The sequence below is a fragment of the Mycobacterium sp. E1747 genome (genome assembly GCF_001667775.1).
Lineage (GTDB): Bacteria > Actinomycetota > Actinomycetes > Mycobacteriales > Mycobacteriaceae > Mycobacterium.
The window spans coordinates 18,587-33,992 of sequence record NZ_LZJI01000099.1; the positions used below are offsets into that span (position 1 = coordinate 18,587).

Annotated in this window: 14 protein-coding genes; 8 read left to right on the forward strand and 6 right to left on the reverse strand. The window is 64.9% G+C overall.

The window, feature by feature from the left end; translation table 11 throughout:
• The first annotated feature begins 4 nt into the window (after nt 1–4).
• The 3 genes from A5695_RS10335 (at nt 5) to A5695_RS10345 (ending at nt 3,655) form a co-directional block, all read left to right on the forward strand.
• On the forward strand, nt 5–1,552 hold the full coding sequence (locus A5695_RS10335) for a HAMP domain-containing sensor histidine kinase (protein ID WP_068080637.1): 1,548 nt from the start codon (nt 5–7) through the stop codon (nt 1,550–1,552).
• A gap of 79 nt (nt 1,553–1,631) precedes the next feature.
• A complete protein-coding gene (locus A5695_RS10340) occupies nt 1,632–3,098 on the forward strand; it encodes a S1C family serine protease (RefSeq protein WP_068080641.1) in 1,467 nt (488 codons plus the stop codon).
• The gene (locus A5695_RS10345; protein ID WP_055402749.1) at nt 3,098–3,655 is read left to right on the forward strand and encodes a molybdenum cofactor biosynthesis protein B; all 558 of its coding nucleotides are present in this window, start codon (nt 3,098–3,100) and stop codon (nt 3,653–3,655) included. Before A5695_RS10340 ends, A5695_RS10345 begins: the two co-directional genes overlap by 1 nt.
• A gap of 5 nt (nt 3,656–3,660) precedes the next feature.
• Here the strand turns inward: A5695_RS10345 and mscL are convergent, their stop codons facing one another.
• The 4 genes from mscL to A5695_RS27465 all read right to left on the reverse strand — a co-directional run bounded on the left by mscL (nt 3,661) and on the right by A5695_RS27465 (nt 6,487).
• Nucleotides 3,661–4,119, reverse strand: a complete 459-nt coding sequence (mscL, locus tag A5695_RS10350) for a large-conductance mechanosensitive channel protein MscL (protein WP_068080644.1) — start codon at nt 4,117–4,119, stop codon at nt 3,661–3,663.
• A gap of 66 nt (nt 4,120–4,185) precedes the next feature.
• Nucleotides 4,186–4,866 carry an SAF domain-containing protein gene (locus tag A5695_RS10355; RefSeq protein WP_068080647.1) on the reverse strand — a complete coding sequence of 227 codons (681 nt, stop codon included), beginning with the start codon at nt 4,864–4,866 and terminating at the stop codon, nt 4,186–4,188.
• Nucleotides 4,867–4,933: 67 nt separating this feature from the next.
• Entirely contained in the window at nt 4,934–5,248 is a 315-nt protein-coding gene (locus A5695_RS10360) for an FmdB family zinc ribbon protein (protein ID WP_068080650.1), read from the reverse strand.
• Between the two features lie 519 nt (nt 5,249–5,767).
• Nucleotides 5,768–6,487, reverse strand: coding sequence for a TetR/AcrR family transcriptional regulator (locus A5695_RS27465; RefSeq protein WP_197515444.1), 720 nt, complete (start codon nt 6,485–6,487; stop codon nt 5,768–5,770).
• On the opposite strand from A5695_RS27465, the gene A5695_RS10370 reads away from it, so the two are divergent.
• Nucleotides 6,480–7,673 carry a cytochrome P450 gene (locus tag A5695_RS10370; protein ID WP_197515445.1) on the forward strand — a complete coding sequence of 398 codons (1,194 nt, stop codon included), beginning with the start codon at nt 6,480–6,482 and terminating at the stop codon, nt 7,671–7,673. The two genes, A5695_RS27465 and A5695_RS10370, sit on opposite strands and share 8 nt — an antisense overlap.
• A 63-nt stretch (nt 7,674–7,736) precedes the next feature.
• Nucleotides 7,737–8,489, forward strand: a complete 753-nt coding sequence (locus tag A5695_RS10375; RefSeq protein WP_068080659.1) for an SDR family NAD(P)-dependent oxidoreductase — start codon at nt 7,737–7,739, stop codon at nt 8,487–8,489.
• 111 nt (nt 8,490–8,600) lie between these two features.
• Here A5695_RS10375 and A5695_RS10380 read toward each other — a convergent pair whose 3' ends face one another.
• Together A5695_RS10380 and A5695_RS10385 are read right to left on the reverse strand one after the other, a co-directional pair.
• Complete coding sequence (locus tag A5695_RS10380) at nt 8,601–9,704, reverse strand: NAD-dependent epimerase/dehydratase family protein (protein WP_068080662.1); 1,104 nt, start codon at nt 9,702–9,704, stop codon at nt 8,601–8,603.
• Between the two features lie 252 nt (nt 9,705–9,956).
• A complete protein-coding gene (locus tag A5695_RS10385; RefSeq protein WP_082945981.1) occupies nt 9,957–11,102 on the reverse strand; it encodes an aromatic ring-hydroxylating dioxygenase subunit alpha in 1,146 nt (381 codons plus the stop codon).
• 148 nt (nt 11,103–11,250) lie between these two features.
• Here A5695_RS10385 and A5695_RS10390 point away from each other — a divergent pair, with 148 nt between their 5' ends.
• The 3 genes from A5695_RS10390 (at nt 11,251) to A5695_RS10400 (ending at nt 15,247) form a co-directional block, all read left to right on the forward strand.
• Nucleotides 11,251–12,429 carry an LLM class flavin-dependent oxidoreductase gene (locus A5695_RS10390; RefSeq protein ID WP_197515446.1) on the forward strand — a complete coding sequence of 393 codons (1,179 nt, stop codon included), beginning with the start codon at nt 11,251–11,253 and terminating at the stop codon, nt 12,427–12,429.
• A complete protein-coding gene (locus tag A5695_RS10395; protein ID WP_068080667.1) occupies nt 12,426–14,144 on the forward strand; it encodes an NAD(P)/FAD-dependent oxidoreductase in 1,719 nt (572 codons plus the stop codon). Before A5695_RS10390 ends, A5695_RS10395 begins: the two co-directional genes overlap by 4 nt.
• A 107-nt stretch (nt 14,145–14,251) precedes the next feature.
• Nucleotides 14,252–15,247, forward strand: coding sequence for a tyrosine protein kinase (locus A5695_RS10400; protein WP_197515447.1), 996 nt, complete (start codon nt 14,252–14,254; stop codon nt 15,245–15,247).
• The last annotated feature ends 159 nt before the right edge of the window (nt 15,248–15,406 follow it).

Consider the following 15,406-nt stretch of genomic DNA (forward strand, 5'->3'; position numbering starts at 1 on the left):
AGCGATGATCCGGTACCGACGGCCCCAGCGCGTGCCGCTGCGCGCGACCAGCTCATTGTCCCTGCGGTGGCGCGTCATGCTGCTGGCGATGTCGATGGTGGCCATGGTCGTCGTGCTGATGGCGTTCGCCGTGTACGCGGTGATTTCGGCTGCGCTGTATAGCGATATCGACAACCAGCTGCAGAGCCGGGCGCAGCTGCTGATCGCCAGCGGCTCACTGGCCGCCGATCCCGGCAAGGCCATCGAGGGCACCGCCTATTCGGACGTCAACGCGATGCTGGTGAACCCGGGCCACTCGATCTACACGGCGCAACAGCCGGGTCAGACGCTGCCGGTCGGTGCGCCCGAAAAGGCGGTGATCCGCGGTGATCTGTTCATGTCGCGGCGTACCGCATCCGATCAACGAGTCCTGGCCATTCACTTGCCCAACGGCTGCTCGCTGTTGATCTCCAAGAGCCTCAAGCCGACCGAAGCCGTGATGACCAAGCTGCGCTGGGTGCTGCTGATCGTCGGCGGCATCGGCGTCGCGGTCGCCGCGGTGGCGGGCGGCATGGTCACCAGGGCGGGCCTGCGTCCGGTGGCCCGCCTGACCGAGGCGACCGAACGGGTCGCGCGTACCGACGACCTGCGGCCCATCCCGGTGTTCGGTAGCGATGAATTGGCGAGGCTCACCGAGGCTTTCAACTTGATGCTGCGGGCGCTGGCCGAGTCCCGCGAGCGACAGGCGCGGCTGGTCACCGACGCGGGGCACGAATTGCGGACCCCGCTGACGTCGTTGCGCACCAACGTCGAACTGCTGATGGCCTCCATGGAGCCGGGGGCGCCGCGGCTGCCCGAGCAGGAGATGGTCGAGCTCCGCGCCGACGTGCTGGCGCAGATCGAGGAATTGTCCACGCTGGTCGGCGATCTCGTGGACCTCACCCGTGACGACGCCGGCCAGGTCGTGCACGAACCGGTCGACATGTCCGAGGTCATCGACCGTAGCCTGGAGCGAGTCAGGCGCCGCCGCAACGATATTCACTTCGACGTCGACGTGACTCCCTGGCAGATGTACGGCGACGCCGCGGGACTGTCGCGCGCCGTGCTGAATTTGATGGACAACGCGGCCAAGTGGAGCCCGCCGGGGGGTCACGTCGGAATCGCCATGCGGCAACTCGACCCGTCGCACGCCGAGTTGGTGGTCTCCGACCAAGGCCCGGGCATTCCACCGCACGAACGTCGGCTGGTGTTCGAGCGGTTCTACCGCTCAACGACCGCGCGCGCGATGCCCGGTTCGGGGCTCGGGCTGGCGATCGTCAAGAAGGTCGTGCTGAATCACGGTGGATTACTGCGCGTCGAGGACACCGTGCCGGGCGGACAGCCGCCGGGGACCTCGTTCTACGTGCTGCTGCCCGGCCGGCCGATGCCGCCATCGGCGTATCCGGCTCCGTACTCCGGTAATGCCGGGCAAGAATCCGTCACCGAACCTACGGTTCCCGTGACCGGCCAGTCGAACTCTCGGGAACCCGCGAACGTTATCTCAGTGGACTCTCAGTCCGCCCGGGCAACGTAGGTCTACAGCTACTACTGTTGAAGAGCCCTGTCGAACCGACGAGCCGAATACTGAGATAGAGGAAGAGCGACCTAGCGCTATGACGAATGACCCGAGGTATTCGCCACCGCCGCAGCAGCCGGGGTACCACCCGGCGCCGAATCAGCCTGCGCCCACCCCGAGCCACCCGGGGACCTCTGCCTACGGCCAAGGGCATCAGCAGGCATATGGCCAGCAGTTCGACTGGCGGCGTCAATCGCAGACGAACCAATTTCGCCAGCCGTACGACCCGTTCGGCAGCACCGGTCCCGGCCGGATCCCCGGCGGAACCGGGGTAGGCCCGATTCCCGGCGCCACCGGCACCGGCCCGATTCCCGGCATGCTGCCGCCAATGTCGCCGAGTCCCCAAAAGCGTTCCCGCGCAGGGCTTTTGACTGTCGGCGCGCTGACCATCGCGGTGGTCTCGGCCGGCATCGGCGGAGCCGCGGCGACCGCCATCGAGCTGGGCACGCACTCGACCAACGGCAACGGGCACACCGTCATCGGCGCGCCCAGCGTCCCGGCGGCCAACATGCCGCCGGGCAGCGTCGAACAGGTCGCCTCCAAGGTGGTGCCCAGTGTCGTGATGCTGGAGACGGACCTGGGCCGCCAGTCCGAGGAGGGCTCCGGCATCATCCTTTCCGCCGACGGGCTCATCCTGACCAACAATCACGTGGTCGCGGCGGCCGCGGGGCCGCCGAAGGCGCCCGTGGTTCCCGGTGCGCCCCCCGGCGGTCCGCCCGGCGGTCCCGGCGGGCCGGCTCCTAAGACGACTGTGACCTTTGCGGACGGACGCACCGCGCCGTTCACGGTCGTCGGTGCCGACCCCACCAGCGACATCGCGGTGATCCGGGTGCAGGGCATGTCCGGCCTGACCCCCATCTCCCTGGGCTCCTCGTCCGACCTGCGCGTCGGCCAGCCGGTGGTGGCGATCGGGTCGCCGCTGGGGCTGTCCGGCACCGTGACCACCGGGATCGTCAGCGCCCTGAACCGGCCGGTGTCGACCACCGGTGAGTCGGGCAACCAGAACACCGTGCTGGACGCGATCCAGACCGACGCCGCCATCAACCCGGGTAACTCCGGTGGCGCGTTGGTCAACATGAATGGCCAGCTGGTCGGCGTGAACTCGGCGATCGCCACCTTGGGCGCGGACTCGCCGGACGCCCAGAGCGGTTCGATCGGCCTCGGTTTCGCCATTCCGGTCGATCAGGCCAAGCGCATCGCCGACGAGCTGATCAGCAGCGGCAAGGCGTCCCACGCCTCGCTCGGCGTTCAGGTGACCAACGACAAGGGCTCCCCGGGCGCCAAGGTCGTCGACGTGGTGCCGGGCGGGGCGGCCTCGACGGCCGGCGTGCCCAAGAACGTGATCGTCACCAAGGTGGACGACCGCCCGATCAACAGCGCCGATGCCTTGGTCGCAGCGGTGCGGTCCAAGGCGCCCGGTGACAAGATTTCGCTGACCTTCGCCGATCCCGCTGGTGGTGGCAGCCGTACCGTGCCGGTGACTCTGGGGAAGGCGGATCAGTAATGCGAGTCGAAGAACCCTCGGCGGCCGGATTGTCCGAGCTCGGTTATACGGTGGCTCCCATGGAAACGGGTGCGGAGTTGGTGGTTGGCCGGGCCCTGGTCGTGGTGGTCGACGATCGCACCGCCCACGGGGATGAGGACCACAGCGGGCCGCTGGTCACCGAACTGCTGACCGAGGCCGGGTTCGTCGTCGACGGCGTGGTCGCGGTCGCGGCCGACGAGGTCGAGATCCGAAACGCGCTCAACACCGCGGTGATCGGCGGGGTGGATCTGGTGGTTTCCGTCGGCGGGACGGGCGTCACCCCGCGCGACGTCACCCCCGAGGCCACCCGCGAAATCCTGGACCGCGAAATCCTCGGCATCGCCGAAGCCATTCGCGCCTCGGGCCTGTCGGCAGGCATCACCGACGCCGGATTGTCACGCGGCCTGGCCGGGGTGTCCGGAAGCACGTTGGTGGTGAATCTGGCCGGGTCCCGTTATGCGGTCCGCGACGGGATGGCGACGCTGAATCCGCTCGCCGCCCAGATCATCGGGCAGCTGTCGAGCCTGGAGATTTAACCGGCCTACGCCTCGGCGTCGGCGCGCGGTCCGTGCTCCGGCGGGGGCGTGGTGCCGGCGGCGCCGCCGTGTCGACCGGACGAGTCGCCGTTGGTCTGCGCGAGCAGGTCGCGGATTTCGGTGAGCAGGACAACCTGGGCGTCGTCCGCCTGCTCGACCTCACCCCGCTTGCGCAGCGTGTTGTAGGGGAGCACGACAAGGAAATACACCACGGCGGCGATCAGAACGAAGTTGATCGCGGCCGACAGCAGGATGTTCAAGTCGATGGTCTGGCCGCCGCCGATGCCGATCTTCAGGATGCCGACATTCGACTGCTGCTTCACGCCGATCCGGTTGATCAGCGGTGTGATGATGCTGTCGGTGAATTTCGTGACCAGCGCGGTGAAGGCAGTACCGATCACCACCGCGACTGCCAGGTCGACGATGTTGCCCCGCGAGAGAAACTCCTTGAACCCTTTGAACATTCAGATGTCCTTCCTGGGATTGGACAGAGTTTGCTGTCACCTGCGGGGCGAACCACGGCGAGACACTCAGTGCAGGGTGAGGGTCACCGCTTGACCCAGCGCCGAGCCCGCCACCGTGTTCGCCACGCGAGCCGGCAGCGCAACTAACACTACGCGGTCGCCGTCGCCGGCCTGGACCTTCGGCCGGGCCGACACGAGCACCACCACGGCGTCGGTGGCCACCACCTTGGGGGCGGACTGGGGAGGCTCGGGCCCGGCGGTCGCCGGCGCGGCCAGCACGTCGACGACGTCGCCGACGCGGACAAGGTCGATCAGGGCGCTGTCGGCCAGGCGCAGCGGCACGATGCGGGCCCCGGGTCCCGCCTTCGACGTGATCGCGGCCTCGGCCAGTCGGCTGCCGAGCACCCGGACATCGGTGAGCACCTCGCCGCGCCGCGCCGGACCGGCCAGCGTCGTACCGGCCACCGCGCTGATGTCGGCCAGTGACCCATCGGGAACGGTTGCGGCCAAACGCTTTTCGACGCGGACATCTGCGGGCGTCAACGCGGTACCCGGCCGCAGGTCGTGATCGGCGACCACGACCTCGGCATAGTCACCGTCGGGATCGGAGCTCAGCGCGGCGATGCCGGCCAACGCGACCAGCCCGCCGGCGGCGACCCGCCGCGCCAGCACGGTCCGGCTCCAGTCGGGACGCAGCCACCCCGAAAGGCGGCTCAACAGGGCCGGGTTCAGCGACGATTCGCCCACACCACAACGCTAAGCGCAGCGAGGTCGGCGGCGAATGCGGCGGACGGCGCGGTTGTGGATAACCCCGTCAGCTCGAAGCGGCGGCAGGCGCCGTGGCGCTGCTGCTGGACTTCTCGCTGGATGTCGACTTCTCGCCGGTACCCGAGCTCGATCCGGAGTCGGTCGAGGAGGATCCGTTGGTCGAGGTTGCGGACTTCTTGCCGGACTCTCGGCTGTCGGTGCGGTAGAAGCCGCTGCCCTTGAACACCACCCCGACGGAGTTGAAGCGCTTGCGCAGCCGGCCGGAGCAGCGCTCACACGTCGTCAGCGCATCGTCGGTGAAGGCCTGCACGATGTCGAAGCGATCGTCGCACTCGGTGCACTGATAGCTGTAAGTCGGCACGAAAACCTCCGGATGATTGCAAAGCTTGTTAGCACTCTAGCGTCTCAAGTGCTAGAACCGCCACGTGACGTCACTCATTCCCGTGTGTCACCGCGGATCGAGGGGCCCACTCTCCGTGGCACAGTCCCATCTTCGTTGTCACCTCGATGGCACCAGCGACATGAAAATGGGACGGATATGGCCCCAGAACGCCCGCTTGAAGGCGCCGCTTTGACCAGGGATATCGCCGGGGACACAGAAGCCGACGACCAGGCGGCGGTGGCAAAGTGTTGCCATGCCGAGTGGATATCCGTTTCCAAGGTCGGTTCGACGCGAGTTTTTCGACCTGGTGTGAAGGCATGTCAGTGAGCCAGGCCGAGCGCAGGGTGGGCGTGTCGTTTCTGACCGGGTCGCGCTGGTGGCGTGAAGCTGGCGCCATGAAGATCGGAAGACCAAAGAGGTCTGCGAACTCTGGTACCGAGTCGGAAATTGCTTGAGCTCAAGCTCTGTGCGCGCAGTCCCGTTCGCCCGCCGCATGTATTACGACGGGCGCGAATCCACGTAAAGCATCGCGGTGATCGCCCTGGCGAGCTTGCGAGCGCAGTCAGCGTCGCGCTCGATAGGCGACGTGGCGACGTGACGAGACATCAGTCGTTCACCGCCCCAGACAATGAAGTCCGCCGCAAGCACTGGATCGATCGTCGGACGCACCGCGCCGGTTTCGCGTGCGCGGGCAATGACATCGGCGAGGATCTCGGCGGTCCGATCCATCCGCTTGGCCCAGAAGCCGGCGATGTCCGGGTCGTAGGCGGCGACCTCCGCGTATGCGCGAAGCACCGCGGGCTGGGCGCGCAGCACTGCGAAAGACCCCATGATGGTCCGTTCCAGTTCGCTTCCGTCGATACCCGAACCGGCGGTGATCCAGCGCTCAGAGGCGGCGAACAGTTCGTCGGTCGCCTCGGCGGTGAGCGCGATCAGTAGGCCGGATTTGTTCGGGAAACACGTGTAGAAAGCCGAACGCGCCACACCTGCTTCGGAACAGATGCGGGTGATACCGAGTGCTGTGAAGCTTTCGCCGGCATCAAGCAACCTTGCGGTCGCATCTAATACGGCCGACCGTACCCCGTCGCGTCGGGTGCGGTCCCGCTTGGGTGAATGCGTTATCGACTTCACAACCGAAATGGTAGAGATCTTGCTAATGGACACCCTGTCCGACAGTGTGTAGGTTACGACTGTGACTGAACCCACATCGTTGCTCATCGACACGGACCTCAGCGATCCACGCCACTTCGCCGCGGGGCCGCCCTTCGAGGTCCTCGCCGCGCTGCGCGAGCACGATCCCGTCCATCTCAATCCGATTGGTTTCGCGGGCGAAGCCTTCTGGTCGATCACCCGCTGGGATGACATCAATGCTTGCAGCAAGGATTCGGTGACCTTCTCCTCAACAGGAGGCTCGACGATTCCGGGGACCGCCATTCTCGGCGATATGCAGAAGCTGATGATGGTCAGCCAGGACCCGCCGCAACACACCCAGCGCCGGGCGCTGCTGCAGAAGGTCTTTACCCCGCGCGTGGTCGCTGATCAGGCGGAGACGATCACCTCGGTGATCAACAATTTGATTGACCAGGTCATCGCCAATGGTCGATGCGATCTCGTAGCCGACGTCACCCGGCCCTTCCCGCTGTTGGTGATCGCTGACATGCTCGGCGTTCCGCGGGAGGATCAGGCCCAGCTCTTGCGGTGGTCGGACGCGATCACGAGCCTGCAGGGGGCCGCTGACGCCGGGGGTGCGTTGGCCACCGCCGTCGAAGAGATGGGCACCTACCTGACCAACTACATCGGGGCGCGCCGCGCCGATCCGGGCGATGACTTGATCTCGCGACTGATCAAAACCGAGGTCGACGGCGTGAGCCTGACTGACACAGAGGTGCTGGTGTCATTCGCCGAGCTGATGGTTGCGGGCAACGAGACGACCAGGAGCACGCTCGCGGCGGCGATCCTGTTGCTGATCGAACATCCCGATCAACTCAGCGAACTGCGCGCCAACCCGGAGCTGGCCGACAATGCGGCCGAAGAAGTCCTCCGGTATTGGACACCCAATGTCTATCAGGCACGCACGGTGACCCGTGACGTTGTCGTTGGTGGCCGCCAACTCGGGGCGGGGGAGCGAATCGCGATGTGGCTCTGCTCCGGCAACCGCGATTCGGGCCGGTATGAGGACCCCGACCGTTTCGATATCCATCGTCAAAATATCCAGCACATGTCCTTCGGAGGCGGAGGGCGTCATCACTGCCTCGGAGCTGCCCTGGCCCGGCTGGAACTTGTTATCGGCCTCCACGCTCTGTGCGGTCGCCTCAAAGATATCGATCTCGACGGCGACCCGGTCATTGTCCCGCACACCTTCCTTCACGCCTTGAGCTCGCTGCCGGTGCGGTTCAACGCGTGACTCCCGACGAGGCCATCGATCATGTGGCGAGGAGCTGCAATCCCAAGTGAAGGAGACCGAATAATGGGACGCCTCAAGGACAAAGTCGCGATCGTGACCGGTGGCGGACAGGGAATCGGCGAGGCTATCGCGCGCACTTTGGCAGCTGACGGGGCCCGCGTGGTTGTCGCCGATATCAGCGGTAAGCAGGAAGCTGTCGCGGCCTCGCTCGGCGGTGACGCACTCGCCTGCACGGTGGACGTCACGTGCTCGGAGAGCGTCGCATCGATGGTCGCGACCACCGTCGACCATTTCGGAACTGTCGATGTGCTCTGCAACAACGCCGGCATCGACGGCGAGATCGGACCCGTGGCCGAGTGCACTCCGGAGAATTTCGACCGCGTCATCGCGGTCAACCTCCGCGGAGTCTTCCTGGGCACCCGTCACGTCTTGCCGACCATGCTGTCCCGGGGCGGGGGATCGATCATCAACACCGCCTCGGTCGCCTCCGTAAAGGCGGTGCCGGGCGGCGCCGCTTACTGCGCCGCCAAAGCAGGCGTGCTCGGTCTGACTCGTGCCACTGCCGCCGATCATTCCCGAGCGGGCGTACGAGCCAACGCGGTCCTGCCCGGCGTGATCGAGACCCCGATGTACACCGAGTTGATGAAGCACAGCGCTGAGTTGCACGAATTCGTCAGCGCCGAAGCAGCCCGAACCGCTATCGGCCGAACAGGAAGCGGGAGCGAAGTCGCCGAGGTCGTCGCATTCCTCGCCAGCGACGCCGCGTCGTTCATCACTGGCGCGGCGCTCGCCGTCGACGGCGGGTACATCGCCTAGCCTCGCGAGAACCCGTGTTTATCGCGCGCATTCTCGGCTCCTAACGCCGAACCTCGCCGGTCACTGACGGCCCGAAGAACGACCGCCCCCGCCAATTGATACGGCGTCGGCTCACGCCATTTGCGGTACGACGCCGTCACTTTGGAGGCGGGTCATCCAGCGCACGAACATGTCTTCGGTGTCCATGCACTCGGTAAAGCCTGCTTTCCGTATCGCTATGGTGCTGTTCAGCGGCGCGGCCACTCCTTCAAGGGCACCCAGCATCCAGTCGCTGTAGAGCAGCGAGTTGGGTCCGCAATGCTGCTCGATGGACTTCGGAGCGTTAAGTCGGTGTCGCTCAACGAGTTCGGCCCACTCATCGTCGCGCTTCGGCAGCTCGATAGCCAACTGCTGGGGTCGGTGCTCGCCGGGTGTCATCCCGAACGCGCGACACACCGCGGGCCAAGTGTGCCGCCAACTGAAGGTGTCGCCGTTGGTGAGGTTGAAGGTCCGATTGCGCGCACTCTCGCTATCGGCGGCCCACGCTAGAGCCGAGGCAAGGAGGTCCGTGTCGACGGCTTCCTGAAAGGGCTGGTCGTAGCTACCGCCGGGATAGTCGAGCGCAGTTTTTCCTGTGGCACGTTCGAGCGCTGCGTAGACCGCGATGCCTCGCAATGCGTTCATGTTCCCCGTCGGGGCGTCGCCATAGACGACGGTGGGGCGCCAGATTGTCAGACCCCAGGACTGTTGACGAGCTTTGAGCCAATCCTCTTGCACGAAGTAGAAGTTGGGGTGCTCGAGTCGGGGTTCCCGCTCGCGTAGAGGGGTGTGAATCTTGTTGAGCAGATCGGGGCAATGCATCCCGTAGGCCTTCGATCCCTGCAGAAGCGATACATGTTCGAGATGGTCGGCCTTCGCGAGCACCGGCTCCATGAGATTGGCGAGCATCGCCGCGTTACGGGAGATGGCTTCCTCGTCGAACCACCCAGGGGCCAGGCCGGGCGCCTCGTACTGAGCCGCGTACACCACGTGTGTGATGCTTGCGCCGTGCTTATCCGCGAAGGCGGCGCACTCGTCTGAATCGGTGAGATCGAGCGCCAGGATCCGTGCGTGGTCGACAACCTGCGGTGCGCGCCGCGATAGACCTATTGTGTTGCAACCATCAGACGCGAACCGCCGAAGGGCGGCGTTGCCTACCAAGCCTGAGGCGCCGGCTACCAGCACGGTCTTCGTCATCCCACTACGCTCCTTTTCTCGCCTGCTCAGTCGAATTCGTCGAGATTTGCGGTCGATATCCTCGGAAAATGTCCCCGAAGTTCGATGGAGTTTGCGCTCCGTCTATGCACGCAGGCTGGGCGCCGGCAAGCATTCGTTTCTTTCGGCTGAACGCACCGGCGCGAGTGGCGAAAAGTCTTCCAGCGGCGCCCTTGCGAACGGCTGCGCACATGTCGGCGACCTCGGTTTCGAATGAGACTGGAAGAGAATGGCTTAGCGCGTCATGAGCGATCGATAATGCTTCCAGAAGCCCCGCATCGAAGTTTCGTCGGTGGCATGACCGGTCGGCAGTCCACGCTCGTCCACGACTTCCCGGTGCACCCCGCGGGAGATGTCGAGCCACTCCGGCTCACGGTTGGCAAGGCCCTCTTGGTTTCGTTCATACATCTCGCTGTCGTCAGCGAGAAGCATCCCGGCCGGTCCAACGGAGGCGATGCATTGACTCAGCAGGCGGGCGTTGATATCGGGTGCGCCTTTGAACTGAACCGCGGTCGCGTGCTGGACGGTTAGGTCAACTGAGAGGGGCTGTATGACGAAGACGGTGACCTCGGCGACGAACAGGTTCGGGAATATCATCACGTGCGGCGATCCCTCGACGAGCAGATCGCGAGCCGTCGCTGGGTGCGCGGCATGCATGCGGCTCACGTAGTCGGGGAGCTTGGCTTCAGTCGTGCCAAACCACAACAGCGGCTGATCAAGCCGGCGGAACTCAGGCCGGAGGTCTAATTCGCTGTGTCCGCCGCCGAGGTCGCGGTTGGCGGCCCACGAACGTTCGGTGTAAAGGGCGCCGATGGGGCTGTCGGTGGCGTCGAACACCGAGCCGTGTACGAATTGCGGGTGATAGCCATCGGTCTCGTTCTCGGCCAACAACTTCCAGTTCGCTCGAGTTGTGTGCTTCAGCCAGCCGGTGCTTAATTCCAGCTCGCCCTCCGGAGACAGTTGCACCAACCTGTCGAGTTCACCGGCCGCAGCCCCTAGGTGCTCTTCGAGGGAAGGCACGTCGGCGGTGAATGAGCCGAAGACGAAGCCTTGATATTCGGCTACCCGAGGCAGTGCTGTGCCACTTGAGCTTTCGTGCAGGACGATTCGGTCATCGTCGGTGTGAATCATGTCGACTGCCGCAGGCCCGATGCTGGTGCGCATTTGTGCACCGGCATCGGGAACTTCGCTTCGATGGCCGGCGTAGACCCAGCCGCCGAACCATATCCGCGACAGCTCGTCGGCGAAGACGGCTGGGTCGGTGTAGAGCGAGCCGTGAACACGCGTGGGTTGGCACAACTGCTCGTACCGCCGCCCGCGGTCGGTCAGGACCGTCCGATCGGGGGCGTGCGCCGGATGCGGTGTGCGGATCGCCGTCATGAAACCTCCTCGGCCATAGCGATTTCGAACCTACAGCAAGGCTAGACACTGTGTATGAATAATGGTAGACATCACATTAGTTTTAAATTGTGATTCAAACACCAGACATCAGGTTTGGGCTGGCCGCAGACCTCCGAAGGGAACTGATGTGCGTGACATAAAGATCGGTATGACCGGCGGACTCTCGGACCTGCAACTCAACCGTGCGGGAGCCCAGGAATACGAACAGGCGGGTTACGACTTCATGATCTGGGCGGACCAGATGTCGCTGACAATCCCACGTTCGATCTGGACTCCCGACCTAGTGCCCGCAGCGGCGGTGGTGGATGTCGACGCCTACATGGACCCCTGGCCGCTCGCGACTGATGCTGCCACCCACACCAGCCGGATGTCGCTGGGAATTACCGTGTGCGACGTGGTACGGCGGTTGCCGGCGAACTACGCGCAGTTGGCGCTCACGCTCGACCACTTCTCCCAGGGCCGATTCTTCCTCGGCCTCGGCACCGGCGAAATGCGTCATTTCACTCCCTACGGCGTGCCGCGGAATAAGCCGTACACCCATCTCGAGGAAACGGTGAAGATCGTCAAGCTGCTCATGGAATCGGATGGTCCGGTGGACTACGAGGGACCGATCTGGAACCTCGACCGCGCGGTGATGACGCTGGCGCCCTATGGCGACACCATTCCTCCGGTTCTCGTCGCCGGAGGAGGTCGTGCGGCCACGATCGCGGGCACCCACGCGGATGGCTGGATCACCATGCAACCCTTCGGGAGCTCACCCGAGGAGTATGCGAGTGATGTGATCCGGATCAAGGAGCTGGTCGAGAAGTCGGGTCGAGATCCCGAGGCGTTCCGGTTTTATGTGACCGCCTTCGTGTTGCTCGGTTCCGACGACGCAGCAGTCGATCGGCTGGTGAATCATCCACTGGCAAAGTGGGATTCGGTGGCTCTGATCACCAACGCCGAGTACTACCGCAGCTGGGAAGGCAGCGAGCACCCGATTCGCCGCGACTACACCTACGCGCGCGACATGATCTCGATGAACTGGTCGCATGCCGACGCCTGGAGCGTCATCGACCAAGTCACCCCGGGGATCGTCCGACGCGCGCGCGCCTGCGGCACGCCCGTAGAGGTGGCGGATCAATTGCAGCCCTACGTCGAAGCCGGGGCCAACTGGCTCAACATTGTCGACTACTCACCGCTGCTCGGGGGTGGCGGACAGTTCGGAGAAACCGGCAACGCGGTCGATCTGGTCGGTGCTACCGCGGCTCGACTGCGTGAAGTCAACGGTATGACCGTCGCGGCGGCGGAAGGCGCCCTCCGATGACGTCGGCTCCTGCCAACATTCGCCGCACCGTGGACGTGATCGTTGCCGGCTCCGGGCACAATGGTCTGGTCGCTGCCGCGTATCTCGCGAAATCAGGCCTCGAGGTCCTCGTGCTCGAGGCGTACGCGACCCCCGGCGGCATGACGTGCACCAACCCAATGGCGCCGGAAGCGCCGGACTACCTGATCAACGAGGCATCGATTCAGCCGTCCCTTTTCCGGACGACCACCATCGACCGAGATCTCGGACTGAGTTCCCGGTACGGCCTGCGGCAGCAGGTGATCGACCCCGCGCACGTGCAGTTGAACCACGACGGGTCATCCCTGGCGCTGTGGCGCGACCCGCGGCGCACCGCCGACGAACTCCGACACTTCTCAAAGCGGGACGCCGAGGCCTATCTAGACCTGTTCCGCGTTATCAATGCCGCCGTGGACATCGGCCTGCCGATGATGCAGACGCACCCCACCCGGCCCGCTTTGCGCAACGTGCTTCAGGCGGCCAAGGCGGTGGTTTCCGGGCGTCGTGAACTCTCTGCGATCGCCAACTGGGCCACGTCTTCCCACGCCGAGGCACTTGACGAGTACTTCGAGAGCGACGTCATCAAGGCCGCGTTGCTCATTGGCCTACCGTTTATGCCGTTCAACGCCGACCTCAGCGGATGGGCGCTGATCTATCTCGGCGTCCTCTCCAAGTACGGCGTTGCAATGTTCGAGGGCGGCACCGGGTCGTTCCCCAAGGCTCTGATCGCGTGTATCGAGGAGCACGGCGGCCAGGTGCGATGCAGCGCGCCGGTGCAGGAGATGGTCGTGAACCGCGGTCGAGTCACGGGCGTGCGACTCAAGGACAGCGGCGAGGAGATCTACGCTCGCCGTGGGGTCATGACCGCGTTCAGTCCGGCCACCGTGCTACGCCACATGATCCCCAGGGGACTGCTGTCGCCGGTGTTGCAGAACCGCGTCGACCACATCCCTACCAAGGGCCGGGGAATCAGCGACTACAAATTGAACATCGCGCTCAAGGGCAACCTCACGTTGCCCGCTCACGACAAATGGCGCGGCGACGGTCTTGATCTCCGGATACCCATCAACTCGTACCACTCCTACGAGCAGACTCTGGCCGCCGCGCAGGCATGCGTCACCGGCGAGGTGCCCGCCAACGTGCCCGGCCTCGCGAACTCGCCGTCGGTCTTCGAACCGTCCATGGCGCCCAAGGGATGCGCCACGTTCTGGTTCTGGTCGGGGCTGACACCCGCCGACCCTAAGGTCGGCTGGGACAAGGCACGCGACCAGATCACCGAGACCGTCATCGCCGACACCGCCCACTATTACCAGGGACTCGACGAACTCGAAGTTGCTCGACGGCCGCTGGCACAGCCCGACATCGCGGAGCGGTTCTTCGCCATCGACGGCAACGTCTACCACGTCGACCCAATCATCACCCGGTTCGGGCCGCGCCGGCCGGCACCGGGACTGGCGGGCTATCGCACACCGATTCCTGGGCTATTCCTTTCGGGCTCTGGCACCCATCCGATTGCGGGCATCTTCGGACAACCGGGACAAAACGCTGCGCAGGCGATGATCAAACACCTCAAGAAGGAGGACAAGGCGGGCCGTCGAGGGTGGGAATTCGACGAGCGGCGAGCCGTGGAACAGTTGATGTCGGAGCCTGTGGACAGCGTCATCGGGACACACGGGACGCAGAGGAAGGTGCAGTGACGGCATTCGCCACGCATCCGCCCGAGTCGGACATGTGGCTGCCACGTCCTGGCCCTGGCGAAATATGGGATCCGGCAATCGTTTCCACGCACTACCACGGAGTCCACGTGCCCGAGGCCCGTCTCGGCGCGTACATCTATTCGACGAACCGGCCGGCGTTCGGCTGCAATCAGGGCGGGGTGATCATCTTCCGCGGCGATCAGGCGCACGACGCGCTCGACGCCGAGTACGTCGACTATGCGACCACGATGGCATGGCCCACCGTCGAGGGGAATTCTCTGACGACCGAGAACGGGTTGCGGATCGAGTTCTTGGAACTCGGCCGAACGGTCCGGCTGACCTACACCAGCCCGGACGGGAACACCGGGTTCGACCTGATCGGCGAGGCAGTTACCCCGCTCATCGCGCGTGGCCACATCGTGCCGGGCGAGGACGTCGAAACCGATGCGGCGATGCGTCCCGGCGGTAGCGAGCAGATGATGCACATGACCGGCGAACTTGTTCTGCACGGGACGACATATCCGGTGGACTGTTACAACCCTCGGGATCGGTCATGGGGGCAGGTGCGCACCGAGTTGATGGCCCGGCGGTATGCGATGCCCAGGACGCCGCCGGTCGGTTGGACCCCGATGTATTTCGGTGAGGACCTGGTCTTCAACGCGGTCGGCTACGTGTCGGCATCGACACAGCCCTACTGGGCGGGGATCTATGACGTGGATCCCGCGGCGCCGTCGCACCACTTCGCCTGGATGATCGTCGATGGGGAACCGGTTGACGTCGCGAAGGTGACGCGGACTGCCTACGAGGTGCATCCTGAGCTGTATTCCGTTGCCCACCAACGGATCGACGTCGAATTGGCCGATGGCCGAACGTACGGTTTCACCGGGCACACCACAGCGATGACGCCCGGGATCGTCTGGCCGAACAGCGGGTTTCGCGTGGGCACCTCGCACTGGGTCTCCGATGACGGTCGCGAGTGCGACAACACCTACCAGGAGCAGTGGTTCGATCACGCCTTCCAGAAGGAGATGAATCGCCGCCGCGGCCACCGCACCCCTGATCCCGCCCGTCGCCCACAGGAGTCGCACCATGGCTCTGGTTAACAACGTTGATTTGGACAAGGCACGCGTGGCATTCCGCCAAGCTCTCGAGACGAACGTCGGGGCCGACGACGTCGAGGTAAGCGATGTCCACATCTGCACCGCGAGCGGATTATCCGCCGAGACTGTGATGTTCACCGCGACGTGGCGCGCAGACGGCGT